The sequence below is a fragment of the Thermococcus celer Vu 13 = JCM 8558 genome, from assembly GCF_002214365.1.
Lineage (GTDB): Archaea > Methanobacteriota_B > Thermococci > Thermococcales > Thermococcaceae > Thermococcus > Thermococcus celer.
This window is the reverse complement of record NZ_CP014854.1, coordinates 1,648,260-1,661,477: the sequence shown is the minus strand read 5'-3', so window position 1 is coordinate 1,661,477 and position 13,218 is coordinate 1,648,260. Positions and strand designations below refer to the sequence as shown.

The window sequence follows — 13,218 nt, the reverse complement described above, 5'->3', positions numbered from 1 at the left end:
GCTCATGTCCCGTGCTCCCAGCTCGCCAGGTACTTCCTCTGCTCCTCTGTAAGCTCCTCTATCTTTACCCCCATGGCCGCGAGTTTGATTTTGGCGACCATCTCGTCCACCTCCCGCGGGAGCACGTAGACCTTCGGGTCGAGCCTCTCGTGGTTGTCCTTGATGTACTCCGCCGCCTTCGCCTGCAGGGAGAAGCTCATGTCCATTATCTCCGCGGGATGGCCGTCGGCCGCCGCCAGGTTCACGAGTCTGCCCTCGGCCAGCAGGTAGAGCCTCCTCCCGTCCGCCATCCTGTACTCGGTTACGTTCGGCCTCGGCTGGCTTATCTCAACCGACAGGGCCTCGAGGTCGGGCTTGCTTATCTCCACGTCGAAGTGGCCGGCGTTCGCGAGGATGACGCCGTCCTTCATGACCTCGAAGTGCTCGCGCCTTATGCAGTTGATGTCGCCGGTTGATGTCACGAAGATGTCCCCGATTTTCGCCGCTTCCATCATGTTCATCACGAGGAAGCCGTCCATCCGGGCCTCGAGGGCCCTTATCGGGTCGACCTCGACGACGATGACCGTAGCTCCGAGACCTCTGGCGCGCATGGCTATGCCCCTGCCGCACCAGCCGTAGCCGACAACGACGACGTTCTTGCCCGCAACGAGGAGGTTCGTCGTCCTTATTATCCCGTCCCACGTCGACTGGCCGGTTCCGTAGCGGTTGTCGAAGAGGTACTTGGTGTAGGAGTCGTTGACCGCTATTATCGGGAACCTCAGAACCCCTTCCTTCTCCATCGCGCGGAGCCTTATCACGCCGGTCGTCGTCTCCTCGCTCGCCCCCCAGACGTCCTCGACGAGCTCTTCTCTCTCCCTCATCAGGGTGCTTATCATGTCTGCGCCGTCGTCGATGATGATGTTCGGTTTTATGTCGAGGGCCCTGTGCATGAACTCGTAGTACCGCTCCCTATCTTCGCCACGAATCGCGTAGACCCTGACCCCCGCCTTGGCCAGGGCCGCGACAACATCATCCTGCGTGCTCAGAGGGTTGCTCGCCGCGGCCGAGACCTCTGCGCCGGCGGCCTTCAGGGTCAGGAGCAAAAAGGCCGTCTTCATCTCGAGGTGGAGCGTCGTCGCTATCCTGATTCCCTTGAACGGTTTCCTCCTCTCGAAGTCCCGCCTGATGCTCTGGAGAACGGGCATGAAGCGCGAGACCCAGTCTATCTTCCTCTCCCCGTCCGGGGCGAGGGATAGGTCCTTGACGCAGTAGTCCACCGTGCAGTCCACGTCCATCACCGGTGACCATAGGTGGCTGCCCCTTAAAAGCTCTTCATTCAAAGGCCCTGCTTCATTGCCCCGAAGTTCGGAAAGGTTTTTAGGGTGAACGGTGTAGAGCCTTCGGTGTTCCCATGATAGTCGACCTCTCCGTTCCCCTCTCCGAGGAAACCCCCGTCTACCCGGACGACCCGCCGGTGAGCATCAGGCCCTGGGCCTTCATCGATAGGGACGGCTACTACCTGAACGTCCTCAAGCTCGGCGAGCACTCGGGGACGCACGTCGATGCACCTGCCCACTTCGTCCCCGGCGGAAAGACGGTTGACGAGATGCCCCTCGAGAAGTTCATCGGGGAGGCGTTCGTGATCGACGTGAGGGAGGGCGAGGGAAGCGTTAAACTCGACGAGGTCCCGGATAGCGGCTACCTCAACAGGATCGTCCTGTTTCTAACGGGGGGAAGGGAACTCTCGCCCGAGGTGGCGCTGTTCCTGGTCGCTGAGGGGGCCAAGGCTGTTGGCACCGACGTGATGAGCATCGGCGACGACGCGGTTCACAGGATACTCCTGAGCGAGGAGGTGCCGGTCTTCGAGAACCTCGCCAACCTCGAGCGACTCATCGGTAGAACCTTCACCTTCATCGCGTTTCCCCTCAGGATAGAGGGCGGCTCCGGCAGTCCCGTCAGGGCGGTGGCGGTCGTTCATTCCGATTCCGAGTGAGAGCTTTCCTCAGCGTCGGTTTTTCCGCTTGCTCTCTCCTCGAGGGACTTCCTTCTCCTCTCCCTCTGTTCCTTCAGGTACGGGTACCTCATGACGTGCCCGCACTCGAGGCACTTGACGACGACGTGGGGATACGGCTTATCCCTGAGCCTCACCCGGGCGTTTTTCCCCGGGACGAGGAAGGAGTGGCACTTCCTGCAGTAACGACGCTTCCACTTCCGCGGCATCCTTATCTTAGCTTTCTGCTGGACCGCGAGGGCTATCCCGACGTAGCGGTTGGCCAGCTCGGGCTCGTACGGAAAGACTCGCTCGGCGAGGGTGAAGAGAACGTCTATCCTCTCGCGGGCGATTTTACGCTTCTCCCTCTGCTCCTTCTGGCGGATGAACCTCTTGGACATCGTATCACCCTATCGGCTTGAGTTTTCCGGGGAACGGCTCGTAGACGTAGCCCCCGGCCAGGAACTTCTCGAGTAGCTCCAGGGCCTCGCCCTTGGAGAAGCCGTCCCTTATCAGTTCACGGATGAAGTCCTCCCGGGTTACCTCCCCCGAGGGGCTCACGGAGGCGAGGTCGTGAAGAACCTCGAGCGCCCTTCCGGCCTTGAGTGTTCCGGGAACGTACATCCGGTACTCCCTCAGGAGCCTCATCATCTCCGAGGGGTGATCCTTCAGGACGACCATCCAGTCGTTCACGATGGCCTCGTTTATCAACCTGACGTCCCTCGCGGCCTTTCTGGTGATTCTCCCGTTGAACCTCACTATCGAACCGAAGAGCCTCTTCCCCAGCTCAATTCTCAGTCCAACGTTCATCGGGCCGCTTGGCGCCGTCAGGGCCCTGAACGGGTCCCCGTAGTCATCCCTGAATTCCCGGAGCCACCTCAGGAACTCCTCTTCGAGGGGGAGGGTCTTCTTTCTGTCGAGGACGGCCAACTTTTCCCTCCGCGTGAAAATCGTGACGAGGAGGTTCGGGATGAGCTGGAGGAACTCGCGGTTCTTCTCGAAGTAGGGCCTCTCCTCAGAGGGCAGAAGAACGAAGGGGGTCTCCGAGAGCCGGGCCATCCTGTCGAGGGGGTTTGCATCAACGTTCTTCGGAAGGAGGCCGATAACCCTCTTGCCCTCTAAGTCCCTCTCCACGTCCGAGGGAAGGTGGACGAGTCCCCTCTTGGTCGGGGGGGTGTAGTATTTCATATCGCTCCCGTTGGGGTTCCCGAGCCTGAAATCCAGCCCCAAAAACGGGTCGTCCACCTCCATTATCCTCTGCCTGGTGCGGCGAACCTCCCAGGGGAGGCTTGAGTAGAGGTACTTCAGGGCCTTCCAGAGGGCCAGTAGGTCAGAGTTCTCCCCGTATTTAAAGGTGGTGAACTCGAAGCCCTCACCCCAACTTTTTCCCGGTATGAACGGGACGCCGTAGATCGAGTAAATTAGGGCGTTTCTCATGTCGTCGCGCAGGTAAACAGTTCTCTCGAAGAGGTCGAGGACCTCCCGCCTGCTGAGGGCGAACCCGCGGTAGTCCTTCCAGTACTCTGAGTAGTCCCTTCCCTCGATGGAGCCCGCGTGAACGACCCTCAGGTTCCCCCAGGGGTAGGCGTCGATGGTACCCTTAACCAGGACGTAGCTCCCCGGCCTCGCCCTCCCGGAGATCTCCGTCCTTTCGGTTATCCTTATGACAAGGTAGGTGCGGAATTCCCGCTTTCCAAGCGAGGAAAGCTCCGACGGCGGAAGGGGAGAGAGGATGTAGTAGAGGGCGTCTCGGGGGGCGCCGGGTGGCCTTCTGCCTATGAGAAAACCCGCTACCTCCACTTCCTCACCGTTTTTGAACTTCTGGAGCCTCATTTGGAACTCCCTGAGTCTCTTTCCGGGGCTGAGCGGTTCCCTGATACGCTCCAGTCTCAGCAGTTCGAGTATCTCCCTCTCCATCATCTCCCTCCATCCACCGTAAGATTTATAAATGCACCGCGGGAGGTATAGAACGGTACGGCGGTCATAGCGGCGGGGTCACACCCGGTCTCGTTTCGACCCCGGAAGTTAAGCCCGCCAGCGATCCCGGTTGTACTGCCCTCCGGGAGGGGGCGGGAAGCCGGGGACGCCGCCGGCCACTACATTACTCTTTCTGGAGTAATCACCTACACAAAAGCTATTTAAATTTCTCCGGAGACATTTTTATGGTAGATGTTCATGCTCAAGAAATCGAAGAGACCGGGGATCAACTGGGAGTACATCAAAGCCCATCACCCGGGTATCATCGACGAGTTCAAAACGCTTCCCGACTGGGACAGGGTTAAGTCCTCGATTCCCGAGTCAGAGGACATCGGGGACTACTCCCTTCTGGCCTTGGAGGCGATAGCCGCCACGATCCGCGAGCTTAGAATTAGCCGGGAGATGCTTGCGGAACGAATTGAGACCCTCAACGGGAAGTTTGACGAGCTGAGCACCTCGCACAGGGAGACCACTCATTCAATGGATAAGCGCATCAAGGAGCTTGAGAGCAAGCTGACCGAACTTGAAAGGCGGACCCTGTTTCTGGACAGCGTTGAGAGTCTGGTTCCAAAGCTTAACGAGATGGAAGAACGCATGGAGAGGCTCTCCGGGGAGATCCTCAGGCGGGTCGAGGAACACTACAGCAAGAGGATGGACGATTTCATCAGGGCCTACGTTGAGGATCGCCTTAAGGAATTTGAGGAGGAACTCAAGAGGAGCACCCTCGGGGTCAGCGTTGACCTCTCAAAGACCCTCCTGGAGATCCAGAGGCACTACGAAGAGCTCGTCGTCGAGAACGTACGCCTCCGTTCTGCGGCCAAGGAACTGGAAGACCTGAAGAAGGAACTGGCCGAGAGGGAGCGGGAGATCCAGGATCTCAAGCGCAAACTGGCGGCCTACAAGGAAACTTCGAAGCGCATCAACGCCCTGAGCAGGAGGATCTCCGATTACGAGGCGAAACTAACGGAGATGGACCGCGTTCGGAAGGAGCTCCTCTCCCTAACCGGGGCAAAGGACGTCGACGGGGCCCTTACCATCCTGAAAACCCAGTTCGTTCCGAAGTCAAAGTTTGAGGGTGCCTTGAGTGAGATTAAGGGCATCCTCAGCGAGATCGAGGATATCCGTCGGGAAAACGCCAGGCTCAGGAACGAGAATGAGAAGCTGAAGGAAGCCCTGAAGACCCTCCTCCAGGAGAGGCTTGAGGGATCAACGGAGGGCAAGGTCAAAGAGCCGGAAGAAACCTCAGCCACTTCCCTCGAGGATAATGAGCTTGTTTAACCCTTCCCTGACCTTCTTTGCGACGAGCTCGCTTCCGTCGTTCATCTCCTCGAGTTTTGAGAGGATTAACTTCCTCAGCTTTGGGTTGAGCTCTGCCACGTGGGTAAGCGTCTCAACGGTGCTCGCCCTGACTATCTCGTTCCTGTCGTGAAGGAGGGCAAACAGCTTCGGCAGGAAAGGCGTGATGTATATGATCCCCCTCTCCCCGAGTGCCGAGATGAAGTTGAGGGCGGTGAGCTTGTCGGTGGTGTCCTTCGAGGTGAGCATGTAACCGATGTCCCGGAACACGTTCCCAAGAATGGTCGGGTTCACGCGCATTATCTCCTCGAGGACGTAGGCCATGTTGACCTTTATCTTCGGGTCGCCAACCCGGTAGTTGGCGAATATGGCCGGGGCAACCTTCGCGACCTTCTCGGGGTTGACCTCGGCGAGCACGCCAAAGGCCCTCGCTATCTCCTGTGTAAGGGGTATTGACTCGCTCTTTCTCAGCATGACCATCAGTTTGGTTATGAAGGACTCGTGGAGCTCGGGTATCTCCTGTATTGCCTCAACGACGACTCTGAGGGCGTTCTTTTGAACTATCCACAGGTCATCGTCGAGGTACTTGAGCACCTCTTTCAGAAAGTCCCTGTCGAGGGTGGCCCGCACGGCGATCTCGTCGATGTGCTCCCCCGTGGCCAGTGCCTCCCTGAGGTCCAGCTCTCCCTCTTCCTCCATTCGACCACCTGTGTAAAATACCGCCAAAGTTTTATATAAGCTTTTCACTTAACCCCACGGGGGTAAGCAATGAAACGGACAATTTCGGTGATTCTGCTGCTAACACTGACCCTTTCAGTTCTGGGAACCGTGGTAGCCGATGGAAGTCCAATAATGTGGAAGGGCACCGTCTGTGGGGATGTCCAGTACCAGAAGAGCATAGAGGCGGTTGCAGTCAACGACGGCAGGGTGTACGCCGGTTGCTCCTACAGACAGCTGGCCAACTCAAGCGGAATGATAGGGATATACTACCTTGGCCGGCTGGCCGCCTACTCCTCGAACGGAACGCGCCTTTGGGAGAACGACTCGGGCTACGTGATGGGGCTGTACCCCCTCCCGGATGGAAGGATTATCGCCGGAACCGTCGGTGGCTTCGTAACGTTCGACGGAAACGGCAGGTTCGTCTCAAGGAACCTGACAGCCAACAAGCTTTACGATTTTCAAATCGAGGGAAGCAACGTTTACGCCGTCGATGGCGACTTCTTCACGGATAACGGTAGCGTTACGTACGTGGGGCACCTGTACAGGGGTGAGGTAACCGACGACGGAGTAGTTCTGAAGGGCTGGGTTCTGAACTTCACAAGCCTCGTGAGCCGGGTCCGCGTTGGGAGGAGAATAATCTACGTCGGGGCGGGCTTTCCGTCCGGTTACGTTGGACCGGGGCAGTTCGGCTACGTCTATGGTGTCCTGCCCAACGGAACGCTCTCCTGGACGGTTAAAACCGGCCAGTGGGTCAGGGACATGGAGCTCTTCGAGAACGACGTCATCGCTGGAACCGGCGAAGGAACCTCAGAGGGTTACCTCTACCGCATCGACCCCTCCGGAGAGGTAATATGGAAAAAGGAGCTCTTCTACACGGAGGACATCGAGACGGCTGACGGCAGGATCTACGTCGGTGGTATGGGGAAAGGCCACGGTGTCCTCGCGGCCGTCGACCCGAAGACCGGAAGCGTGCTCTGGAACCAGAGTTTTCCCTCCAGGGTCAAGGTCGTCAGGTACGTCAACGGTACCCTCCTCGTCGGCATCGGCAGGTTTGAGAGCAGGCAACAGAACGGGACAACTGTGGTTTACACCCAGGGTTCGCTCTACGCCCTCGATGCGAAAACAGGGGGGATTCTGGGGGTGGTTAAGGATATCGGCTACGTCAGGAGCATAGCGGTTGAGGGAAACGTGGCGGTTGTCGGAACGGCCAGCTCGAACTTCTACGTCATAGATATCCAGAAACTCGCCAGAGAGGGTGCCGAGAAGAAAGGGATCTGCGGTCCAGCCATCGTAATCGGGTTGGCTATGATACCGCTCCTGCTGAGGGGAAGGCGTTGGACTCTCCGTTAATTCATTCAGATTTGGATAAACCCCAAAGGTCAGTCGCATCATAGGCCGAGGTCTCTAAGTATGTCCTCAAGGCTTTCATTCTCTTCCCTCGGGATGGTTTCTTTTTCAGTGTTTAGTTTAAGTATGAGCCGCCGTACCTGTTCCTCCAGCTTTTCCAGTTCTTCGAATTGCCGCCGTAACTTCTCGTAGAACTCCTTCTCAACCGGAGTGACTGGTATGGGCTCCTGCAGTTCATCTGCTATCCTGTCGAGTTCACCGGCGAGCTCGTATACTATCTTATGGATCCGGATAAAGCTCTTCTCTGGGTTGAGCTCCCTCTCCCTCCCGTCCCTCTCAACCCTCATCGGTATATCGAGCCTCTTGACTTTAACTATTATGTCGTTGAACGCCGCGTAGACGTTCTCGTCAGGAATGGAGACTATGGCGAGCTTGCGCAGATTCTTCAGGAGTTCCACGAGGTTAGCCTTGAGCTCCCTGAACTCCCTCTGTCCGCGTCCCGTGAGAACGTAGACCTTGGCTATATCCCTCAGCGATAACAACGCCCTCTTGGCCTCCGCCATGCCCGAGCTGAGCTTCTCCGGTTGGAGTGTCACCGCGGCTTTTATCACCTCAAGAAATTCCTCGACTTCCGTTTGCTTCCTCCGTTCTATGGCCTCCTCGAGGTGCTCTATCTCCTCCTTGAGTTCCGAGAGCAGTTCATCCTTGAGCTCTTCCTTCAAAACGTCCCCTGTTTTTTCCAGTTTCTCCTCGATGGAATCAACACGCCGGTTGGTTTTCTCCACTTCAAGTTTAATGCTTCCGAGTTCGTAGTTCGCCTTCGTTTCAAATTTCTGAAGGTCCCTGAGGGAACTCTCCAGTTTTTTGAGTTTTTCCTCGATCTCCCTGAGGTTTTTGTTGACCTCGTCCCTCACCCCTCTTTCTCCCGAGGATACACTTGACTTGACATCCCATATTTCCGATTCCAGCTCGTTCTTCAGGTTCGAAAATCGGGATTCAAGCTCGCCGAGCTCTTCCCTGAGTTCAAAGTGTTTGGCCAGGACTTTCCTGGTTACGTCCCTGACGTAGTACACCAGAATCACGGCGATTCCCGCGGTAACGGCGAGCTCGATTATCATCTCCATGTCACCCGGTTTCAGCTGAACAATCTGCGATGTTATAGTATTTAGACTTTATGCCCCCCACTGCATGGACGCGGACGGAAGTCGAACAACCAATTGGAAATTATCCATACCCTTGCAGGACTGGTTTTAAAGCATATTTTGTTCAAGTTCTGAATGAAAATTCTACAATTTAAAATCATTATCAATGGAGTTTCCCCATAATTCAACCAAAAACGTTATATATTATTCGAACATACTATACGTGGTTAAAGTTGGACATCACGGGTTAACCTTCCATGACTTCAGCGGCCGACAGTTATAATCAGAGGCGCTGAAGCTAAAGCACGGGCAGGGGGATGAGACATGAAAGCGGTTATCATTGATCCGCAGGTGTTGCGTTCCATTCACCGAAGCGAGCTGAGGAAGAAGATACTGATGTACCTGAGCGAGATATACCCATCCGCCACCTACCTATCGGAGATAGCGAGGGTGGTCGGTTCCGATCCATCGAACGTCAGGGGGGCCCTGGTAGGTCTTGGTAACCGTTACAACGGCGAGAGCTCTCTCGTGTACCTCGGCCTCGTCGAGGAGGTCTCCAACAACGGTTTCAAGTACTACCGCCTGACGGACTACGGGAAGAGGGTGGTTGATTACCTTAAGGAATATTACCGTTATTACAGGAGGTTCATGTGAGGTGATAGTATGGACCCAATAGTCGCTGTCGATGTCAACATTGAACAGATGGTTAAGTTTGCGGTGCTTGAGGTTATCGGCCTCGGAACCAAGCACGGCGTGTTCCCCATCCTCGCAAAGGAACCGACGGTTCAGGAGCTGGTGGATGCAGTGGGCCTCCCCAACAGGCGCCTTCTCCTTAGTTTCGTGGACACCCTGAAGAACCTCAGGATAGTGGAGGAGAAGAACGGTAGGCTGTACCTCAACGGCTTCTCGCACACCATCAACGTTCCCGACGAAAGGTACGACCTCCTCGTTCCGGACTGGATTTCCGTTCAGGAGGAGATCTACCGCATGGTGGACTACGCCTTGATAACCCCCGTCCATCCCCACGTTCTCATGGACTTCGACAAGGACGCCGACTTCTGGGACATACGCATGAGTACCGGGTTCTCCCGTCTCTACCGCAAGGCCATGGCCCGGGTTGCCGACCTCAGGCCCGGAATGCACGTTCTCGACGTTGGCTGTGGATCGTATTCCCCGTTCCAGTTCGGGGAGGCGGTGGGATACAACGGATACTACCTCGGCGTGGATTACTCCCCGGCGCTCCTTGAGATAGCCCGCGCACGCGTTGAAAGCAAGAACCTGCCCGTGGAGCTCAAGGAGATGGACGCGAAGCTCATACGGCCCATTAACGAGTACGACGTTGTTTTCCTCAGTTTCGTCCTCGAGTACGTCGATGACGTTCCAGAGGTTCTCAAGCGCGCCATGGAAGCCCTCAAGTCGGGCGGCAGGATGGTTATCCTCGAGCCCTTTGTGGATGCCTTCCAGCACGTCCCTGCCCTGGAGTTCTTCGAGGCCCTCAACAGGGACTTCATAGGCTTCCCATCGGCTCGGGAGGTTAAGGACGCCATCCTGAGGGAGGGCTTCGACGTCGAGATAGACCGGCCGGCGAGGAGCATGCTGGTGGTTAAAAAGATGTGACCTTTGTTTTTGTTCCCGCTTTTATTGCCTGGTTTTGGACCGTTTCCAATGATGTTTTTTCGATTTATTATCCATCTCCCGTCTTCCATCCTTCATTGGATCTTCTCCCGGGTACCTACATGTGTACCTACATAACCTCCTACACTACTAAGAACAAAAAAGGGCTTTATATTTGTGTAACGTAACTCCCTACGCAAACAACCCCAGGGGGTGCATGGAGAATGAAGGTCAGGACCAGGAGAGGTGCCGTGGGTATTGGCACCCTTATAGTTTTCATAGCCATGGTGCTTGTCGCGGCTGTTGCCGCGGCAGTGCTCATAAACACCAGCGGCTTCCTGCAGCAGAAGGCCTCCAGCACGGGCAGGGAGACGACCCAGCAGGTCGCCAGCGGAATACAGGTCGAGAGGGTCGTAGGTAAGGCTAATGGCCTCCCCACCACTCAGTACATTCAGCAGCTTGCCATCTACGTTACCCCGAACGCCGGAAGCTCCGGCATAGACCTCAGCAATACAAAAATCATTCTGAAAAATGAGAGTACCGAGGCCATTCTTAAGTACGACCCCACCCACGCGGCTTTCACGAGTACGGTTGTCAGTGACATCTTCAATGTCTCACTTGCCGCTTGGGCTAGTCTGGCAGGAAATACTACCAGAGAGTTCGGTATCATAGTACTTCAGGACGCTGACGGCTCCCTGACGTCGGAGCACCCGACCCTCAACAAGGGGGACCTCGCCGTTCTCACGCTCCTCGTCGGAGACCTTGGCTCAGACAATGGTGTCTTCGGCGCAGGGATAGGCCCAGGCGAGAAGATCAGCGGAGAAGTCGTTCCGGAGTTCGGTGCCCCGGGTGTCATAGAGTTCGTTACCCCAAGCACCTACACCGAGTCCGTTATGGACCTGCAGTGAGGTGGTGTGAATGTTCGGTAGGAGGAGGAAGGGTGCGGTTGGTATCGGCACCCTTATAGTTTTCATAGCCATGGTGCTTGTCGCGGCTGTTGCCGCGGCAGTGCTCATAAACACCAGCGGCTTCCTGCAGCAGAAGGCCTCCAGCACGGGCAGGGAGACGACCCAGCAGGTCGCCAGCGGAATACAGGTCACGAGCGTCGTTGGGTACGCCCCCCAGAGCGGCGGTGCCTATGGTAACATCGAAAAGCTCGCCATCTACGTTACCCCAAACGCCGGGAGCTCGGGGATTGACCTGAGGAAGGTTACCCTAATACTGAAGGATGGCACCACAGAGGCCACCCTTAAGTACAAGCTCTATCAACTAAACAACCTCAGCGCCGATACCTATGCCATTGGCCCCACCTCAAATATCTTTGAGGATGATACTACTAATGATACCACTACTCCGGACAGCACAATAAACTGGAGCGCCCTTGGCCCCACGGATTTCGGTATCATAGTCCTTCAGGATGCCGACAATAGTGTTCAGTACCAGTACCCGACCCTCACCAAGGGTGACATAGTGGTGCTCGCGGTCAACACCGCCAACGTGTTCTCAGGTGGTATCCCGCCCAACACCAAGATCAGCGGGCAGGTCGTCCCCGAGTTCGGCGCGCCGGGCGTCATCGAGTTCACCACCCCATCGACCTACACCCAGAGCGTCATGGAGCTCCAGTGACCCCCACCGCTTCTCTCATCTTTCGTTTTTTGAAAACTTTCAGGAGGTGGTGCTATGCGTAGAGGGGCAATAGGCATCGGCACGCTGATAGTCTTCATCGCAATGGTGCTCGTGGCGGCAGTGGCGGCAGGGGTAATCATAGGTACGGCCGGATACCTCCAGCAGAAGGCCCAGGCCGCTGGAAGGCAGACCACGCAGGAGGTTGCGAGCGGTCTCAAGGTCGTCAACGTGTACGGCTACACCAACGCTACCCCGCCGAGCAAGGGGACGATAAGCAGGATGGCGATATTCGTGGCCCCCAACTCCGGAAACGAGGGCGTCGACCTGAGCAACGTCAAGATAGTCCTGAGCGACGGGATGAAGCTCGTCGTCTACAACTACAGCGGGATCCTTTACACGGGCGTCGTGGACGACCTCTTCAACGGCACGAGCATAAGCAGCATGGTGTGGAACAACGCCAGCTTTGCCGAGACCAACTTCGCGGTGGCGGTTATCCAGGACGGTGCCAGCGAGATGGACGCCAGGCACCCGAGCCTCGAGTGGGGGGACATGGTGGCGCTCCTCATAAAGACCACGGTGTTCGGTAACGGGAGCGAGAAGGGAATAGGCCCTGCGACCAAGATGGTCGGTAAGGTCATACCCGAGGTGGGCGCCGCGGGAGTTATAGACTTCACCACCCCCGCGACGTACAACCACAACGTGATGGTGCTCCAGTGAGGTGATAGCATGAGACGCGGTGCCATAGGTATTGGAACGCTCATCGTTTTCATAGCAATGGTGCTCGTGGCGGCTGTGGCCGCGGGGGTGCTCATAAGCACCTCGGGCTACCTCCAGCAGAAGGCGATGGCCACCGGCAGGGAGACGACCCAGCAGGTCGCCAGCGGAATACAGGTGATGAACGTCTACGGTTACACCCCCGCAGACCCACCTGGAAGCGGTAACGTAACGAGGATGGTGATTTACGTCGCCCCCAACGCCGGCTCCGGCGGCATAGACCTCGCCCACGTCAGGATCGTCCTCAGCGACGGCAGGAGGATGGCGGTCTACAGGTACTACGACCCAAGCAGGGACAACGGCATTGATGCGAGCTACTTCCTCTACTACGGTGACGTGAGCAACGTATTCGCCGACGTCGGTGAGAACGCGACAGGTGGTGTTAGTAATCTCGCCGGCATACCCCAGGACGCCACCGCCAACCTAACGGCCCTGTGGAAGAACCTGTACTACTACAACACGAACGCAACCCCGAGGATATTCTTCGGCATCATCGCCGTCGCCGACGATGACGGGAGCCTCAACGGAAGCCCAGAACATCCGGTTCTCAGCTGGGGCGACAAAGCGGCCATAGCCCTCTGGACGATACCCTTTGACGATGACAACAACGTTGCCAACGGCTACGGTCTCCCGCCCAACACCAAGGTCACAGGTAAGGTCATACCCGAGAACGGCGCGGGTGGAGTCATCGACTTCACCACACCGAGTACCTACACTAACAACCTGATGGAGCTCCAGTGAGGGGGTGGCTCC

At 56.8% G+C, this 13,218-nt stretch carries 14 protein-coding genes and 1 rRNA gene; 10 read left to right on the top strand and 5 right to left on the bottom strand.

The features are described 5' to 3' along the window. Positions 1–2: 2 nt before the first annotated feature. Positions 3–1,268, bottom strand: coding sequence for an adenosylhomocysteinase (locus tag A3L02_RS09025; RefSeq protein WP_088863594.1), 1,266 nt, complete (start codon positions 1,266–1,268; stop codon positions 3–5). A gap of 122 nt (positions 1,269–1,390) precedes the next feature. On the opposite strand from A3L02_RS09025, the gene A3L02_RS09020 reads away from it, so the two are divergent. Beyond that, positions 1,391–1,972 carry a cyclase family protein gene (locus A3L02_RS09020; RefSeq protein WP_088863593.1) on the top strand — a complete coding sequence of 194 codons (582 nt, stop codon included), beginning with the start codon at positions 1,391–1,393 and terminating at the stop codon, positions 1,970–1,972. Here the strand turns inward: A3L02_RS09020 and A3L02_RS09015 are convergent. After that, entirely contained in the window at positions 1,954–2,370 is a 417-nt protein-coding gene (locus A3L02_RS09015) for a ribonuclease P protein component 4 (RefSeq protein WP_088863592.1), read from the bottom strand. The genes A3L02_RS09020 and A3L02_RS09015 overlap by 19 nt on opposite strands. Before the next feature lie 4 nt (positions 2,371–2,374). Next, a complete protein-coding gene (locus A3L02_RS09010; protein ID WP_237268602.1) occupies positions 2,375–3,889 on the bottom strand; it encodes a hypothetical protein in 1,515 nt (504 codons plus the stop codon). 53 nt (positions 3,890–3,942) lie between these two features. Between A3L02_RS09010 and rrf the strand changes: the two genes are divergently transcribed. Beyond that, positions 3,943–4,064 (top strand): 5S ribosomal RNA (rrf, locus tag A3L02_RS09005). A gap of 74 nt (positions 4,065–4,138) precedes the next feature. After that, on the top strand, positions 4,139–5,224 hold the full coding sequence (locus A3L02_RS09000; protein ID WP_088863590.1) for a hypothetical protein: 1,086 nt from the start codon (positions 4,139–4,141) through the stop codon (positions 5,222–5,224). On the opposite strand, the gene A3L02_RS08995 is transcribed toward A3L02_RS09000, so the two are convergent. Next, entirely contained in the window at positions 5,189–5,941 is a 753-nt protein-coding gene (locus tag A3L02_RS08995) for a PH0542 domain-containing protein (protein ID WP_088863589.1), read from the bottom strand. The genes A3L02_RS09000 and A3L02_RS08995 overlap by 36 nt on opposite strands. 69 nt (positions 5,942–6,010) lie before the next feature. On the opposite strand from A3L02_RS08995, the gene A3L02_RS08990 reads away from it, so the two are divergent. Beyond that, on the top strand, positions 6,011–7,312 hold the full coding sequence (locus A3L02_RS08990) for an outer membrane protein assembly factor BamB family protein (protein WP_088863878.1): 1,302 nt from the start codon (positions 6,011–6,013) through the stop codon (positions 7,310–7,312). A gap of 38 nt (positions 7,313–7,350) precedes the next feature. Here A3L02_RS08990 and A3L02_RS08985 read toward each other — a convergent pair whose 3' ends face one another. Then, a complete protein-coding gene (locus A3L02_RS08985; RefSeq protein WP_237268601.1) occupies positions 7,351–8,433 on the bottom strand; it encodes a coiled-coil domain-containing protein in 1,083 nt (360 codons plus the stop codon). Between the two features lie 342 nt (positions 8,434–8,775). Here A3L02_RS08985 and A3L02_RS08980 point away from each other — a divergent pair, with 342 nt between their 5' ends. From A3L02_RS08980 to A3L02_RS08955, 6 genes are all read left to right on the top strand, one after another. Beyond that, complete coding sequence (locus A3L02_RS08980) at positions 8,776–9,105, top strand: helix-turn-helix domain-containing protein (RefSeq protein WP_088863588.1); 330 nt, start codon at positions 8,776–8,778, stop codon at positions 9,103–9,105. Positions 9,106–9,114: 9 nt separating this feature from the next. Next, positions 9,115–10,068: a class I SAM-dependent methyltransferase gene (locus A3L02_RS08975; protein WP_088863587.1), complete on the top strand. Its 954-nt coding sequence runs from the start codon at positions 9,115–9,117 to the stop codon at positions 10,066–10,068. A gap of 221 nt (positions 10,069–10,289) precedes the next feature. Further along, the gene (locus tag A3L02_RS08970) at positions 10,290–10,973 is read left to right on the top strand and encodes a flagellin (RefSeq protein ID WP_088863586.1); all 684 of its coding nucleotides are present in this window, start codon (positions 10,290–10,292) and stop codon (positions 10,971–10,973) included. A gap of 10 nt (positions 10,974–10,983) precedes the next feature. After that, positions 10,984–11,691 (top strand): flagellin, encoded by a 708-nt coding sequence (locus A3L02_RS08965; RefSeq protein WP_088863585.1) that lies wholly within the window; start codon positions 10,984–10,986, stop codon positions 11,689–11,691. A gap of 54 nt (positions 11,692–11,745) precedes the next feature. Further along, the gene (locus A3L02_RS08960) at positions 11,746–12,408 is read left to right on the top strand and encodes a flagellin (protein ID WP_088863584.1); all 663 of its coding nucleotides are present in this window, start codon (positions 11,746–11,748) and stop codon (positions 12,406–12,408) included. 9 nt (positions 12,409–12,417) lie between these two features. After that, positions 12,418–13,206 (top strand): flagellin, encoded by a 789-nt coding sequence (locus A3L02_RS08955; RefSeq protein ID WP_088863583.1) that lies wholly within the window; start codon positions 12,418–12,420, stop codon positions 13,204–13,206. Positions 13,207–13,218: the final 12 nt, after the last annotated feature.

Bases quoted from the DNA above. Each gene is read 5' to 3' on its own strand.
- A3L02_RS09020 (WP_088863593.1), top strand. From the start codon at position 1,391: ATGATAGTCGACCTCTCCGTTCCCCTCTCCGAGGAAACCCCCGTCTAC.
- A3L02_RS09015 (WP_088863592.1), bottom strand. From the start codon at position 2,370: ATGTCCAAGAGGTTCATCCGCCAGAAGGAGCAGAGGGAGAAGCGTAAA.
- A3L02_RS09010 (WP_237268602.1), bottom strand. From the start codon at position 3,889: ATGATGGAGAGGGAGATACTCGAACTGCTGAGACTGGAGCGTATCAGG.
- A3L02_RS09000 (WP_088863590.1), top strand. From the start codon at position 4,139: ATGTTCATGCTCAAGAAATCGAAGAGACCGGGGATCAACTGGGAGTAC.
- A3L02_RS08995 (WP_088863589.1), bottom strand. From the start codon at position 5,941: ATGGAGGAAGAGGGAGAGCTGGACCTCAGGGAGGCACTGGCCACGGGG.
- A3L02_RS08990 (WP_088863878.1), top strand. From the start codon at position 6,011: ATGAAACGGACAATTTCGGTGATTCTGCTGCTAACACTGACCCTTTCA.
- A3L02_RS08985 (WP_237268601.1), bottom strand. From the start codon at position 8,433: ATGGAGATGATAATCGAGCTCGCCGTTACCGCGGGAATCGCCGTGATT.
- A3L02_RS08980 (WP_088863588.1), top strand. From the start codon at position 8,776: ATGAAAGCGGTTATCATTGATCCGCAGGTGTTGCGTTCCATTCACCGA.
- A3L02_RS08975 (WP_088863587.1), top strand. From the start codon at position 9,115: ATGGACCCAATAGTCGCTGTCGATGTCAACATTGAACAGATGGTTAAG.
- A3L02_RS08970 (WP_088863586.1), top strand. From the start codon at position 10,290: ATGAAGGTCAGGACCAGGAGAGGTGCCGTGGGTATTGGCACCCTTATA.
- A3L02_RS08965 (WP_088863585.1), top strand. From the start codon at position 10,984: ATGTTCGGTAGGAGGAGGAAGGGTGCGGTTGGTATCGGCACCCTTATA.
- A3L02_RS08960 (WP_088863584.1), top strand. From the start codon at position 11,746: ATGCGTAGAGGGGCAATAGGCATCGGCACGCTGATAGTCTTCATCGCA.
- A3L02_RS08955 (WP_088863583.1), top strand. From the start codon at position 12,418: ATGAGACGCGGTGCCATAGGTATTGGAACGCTCATCGTTTTCATAGCA.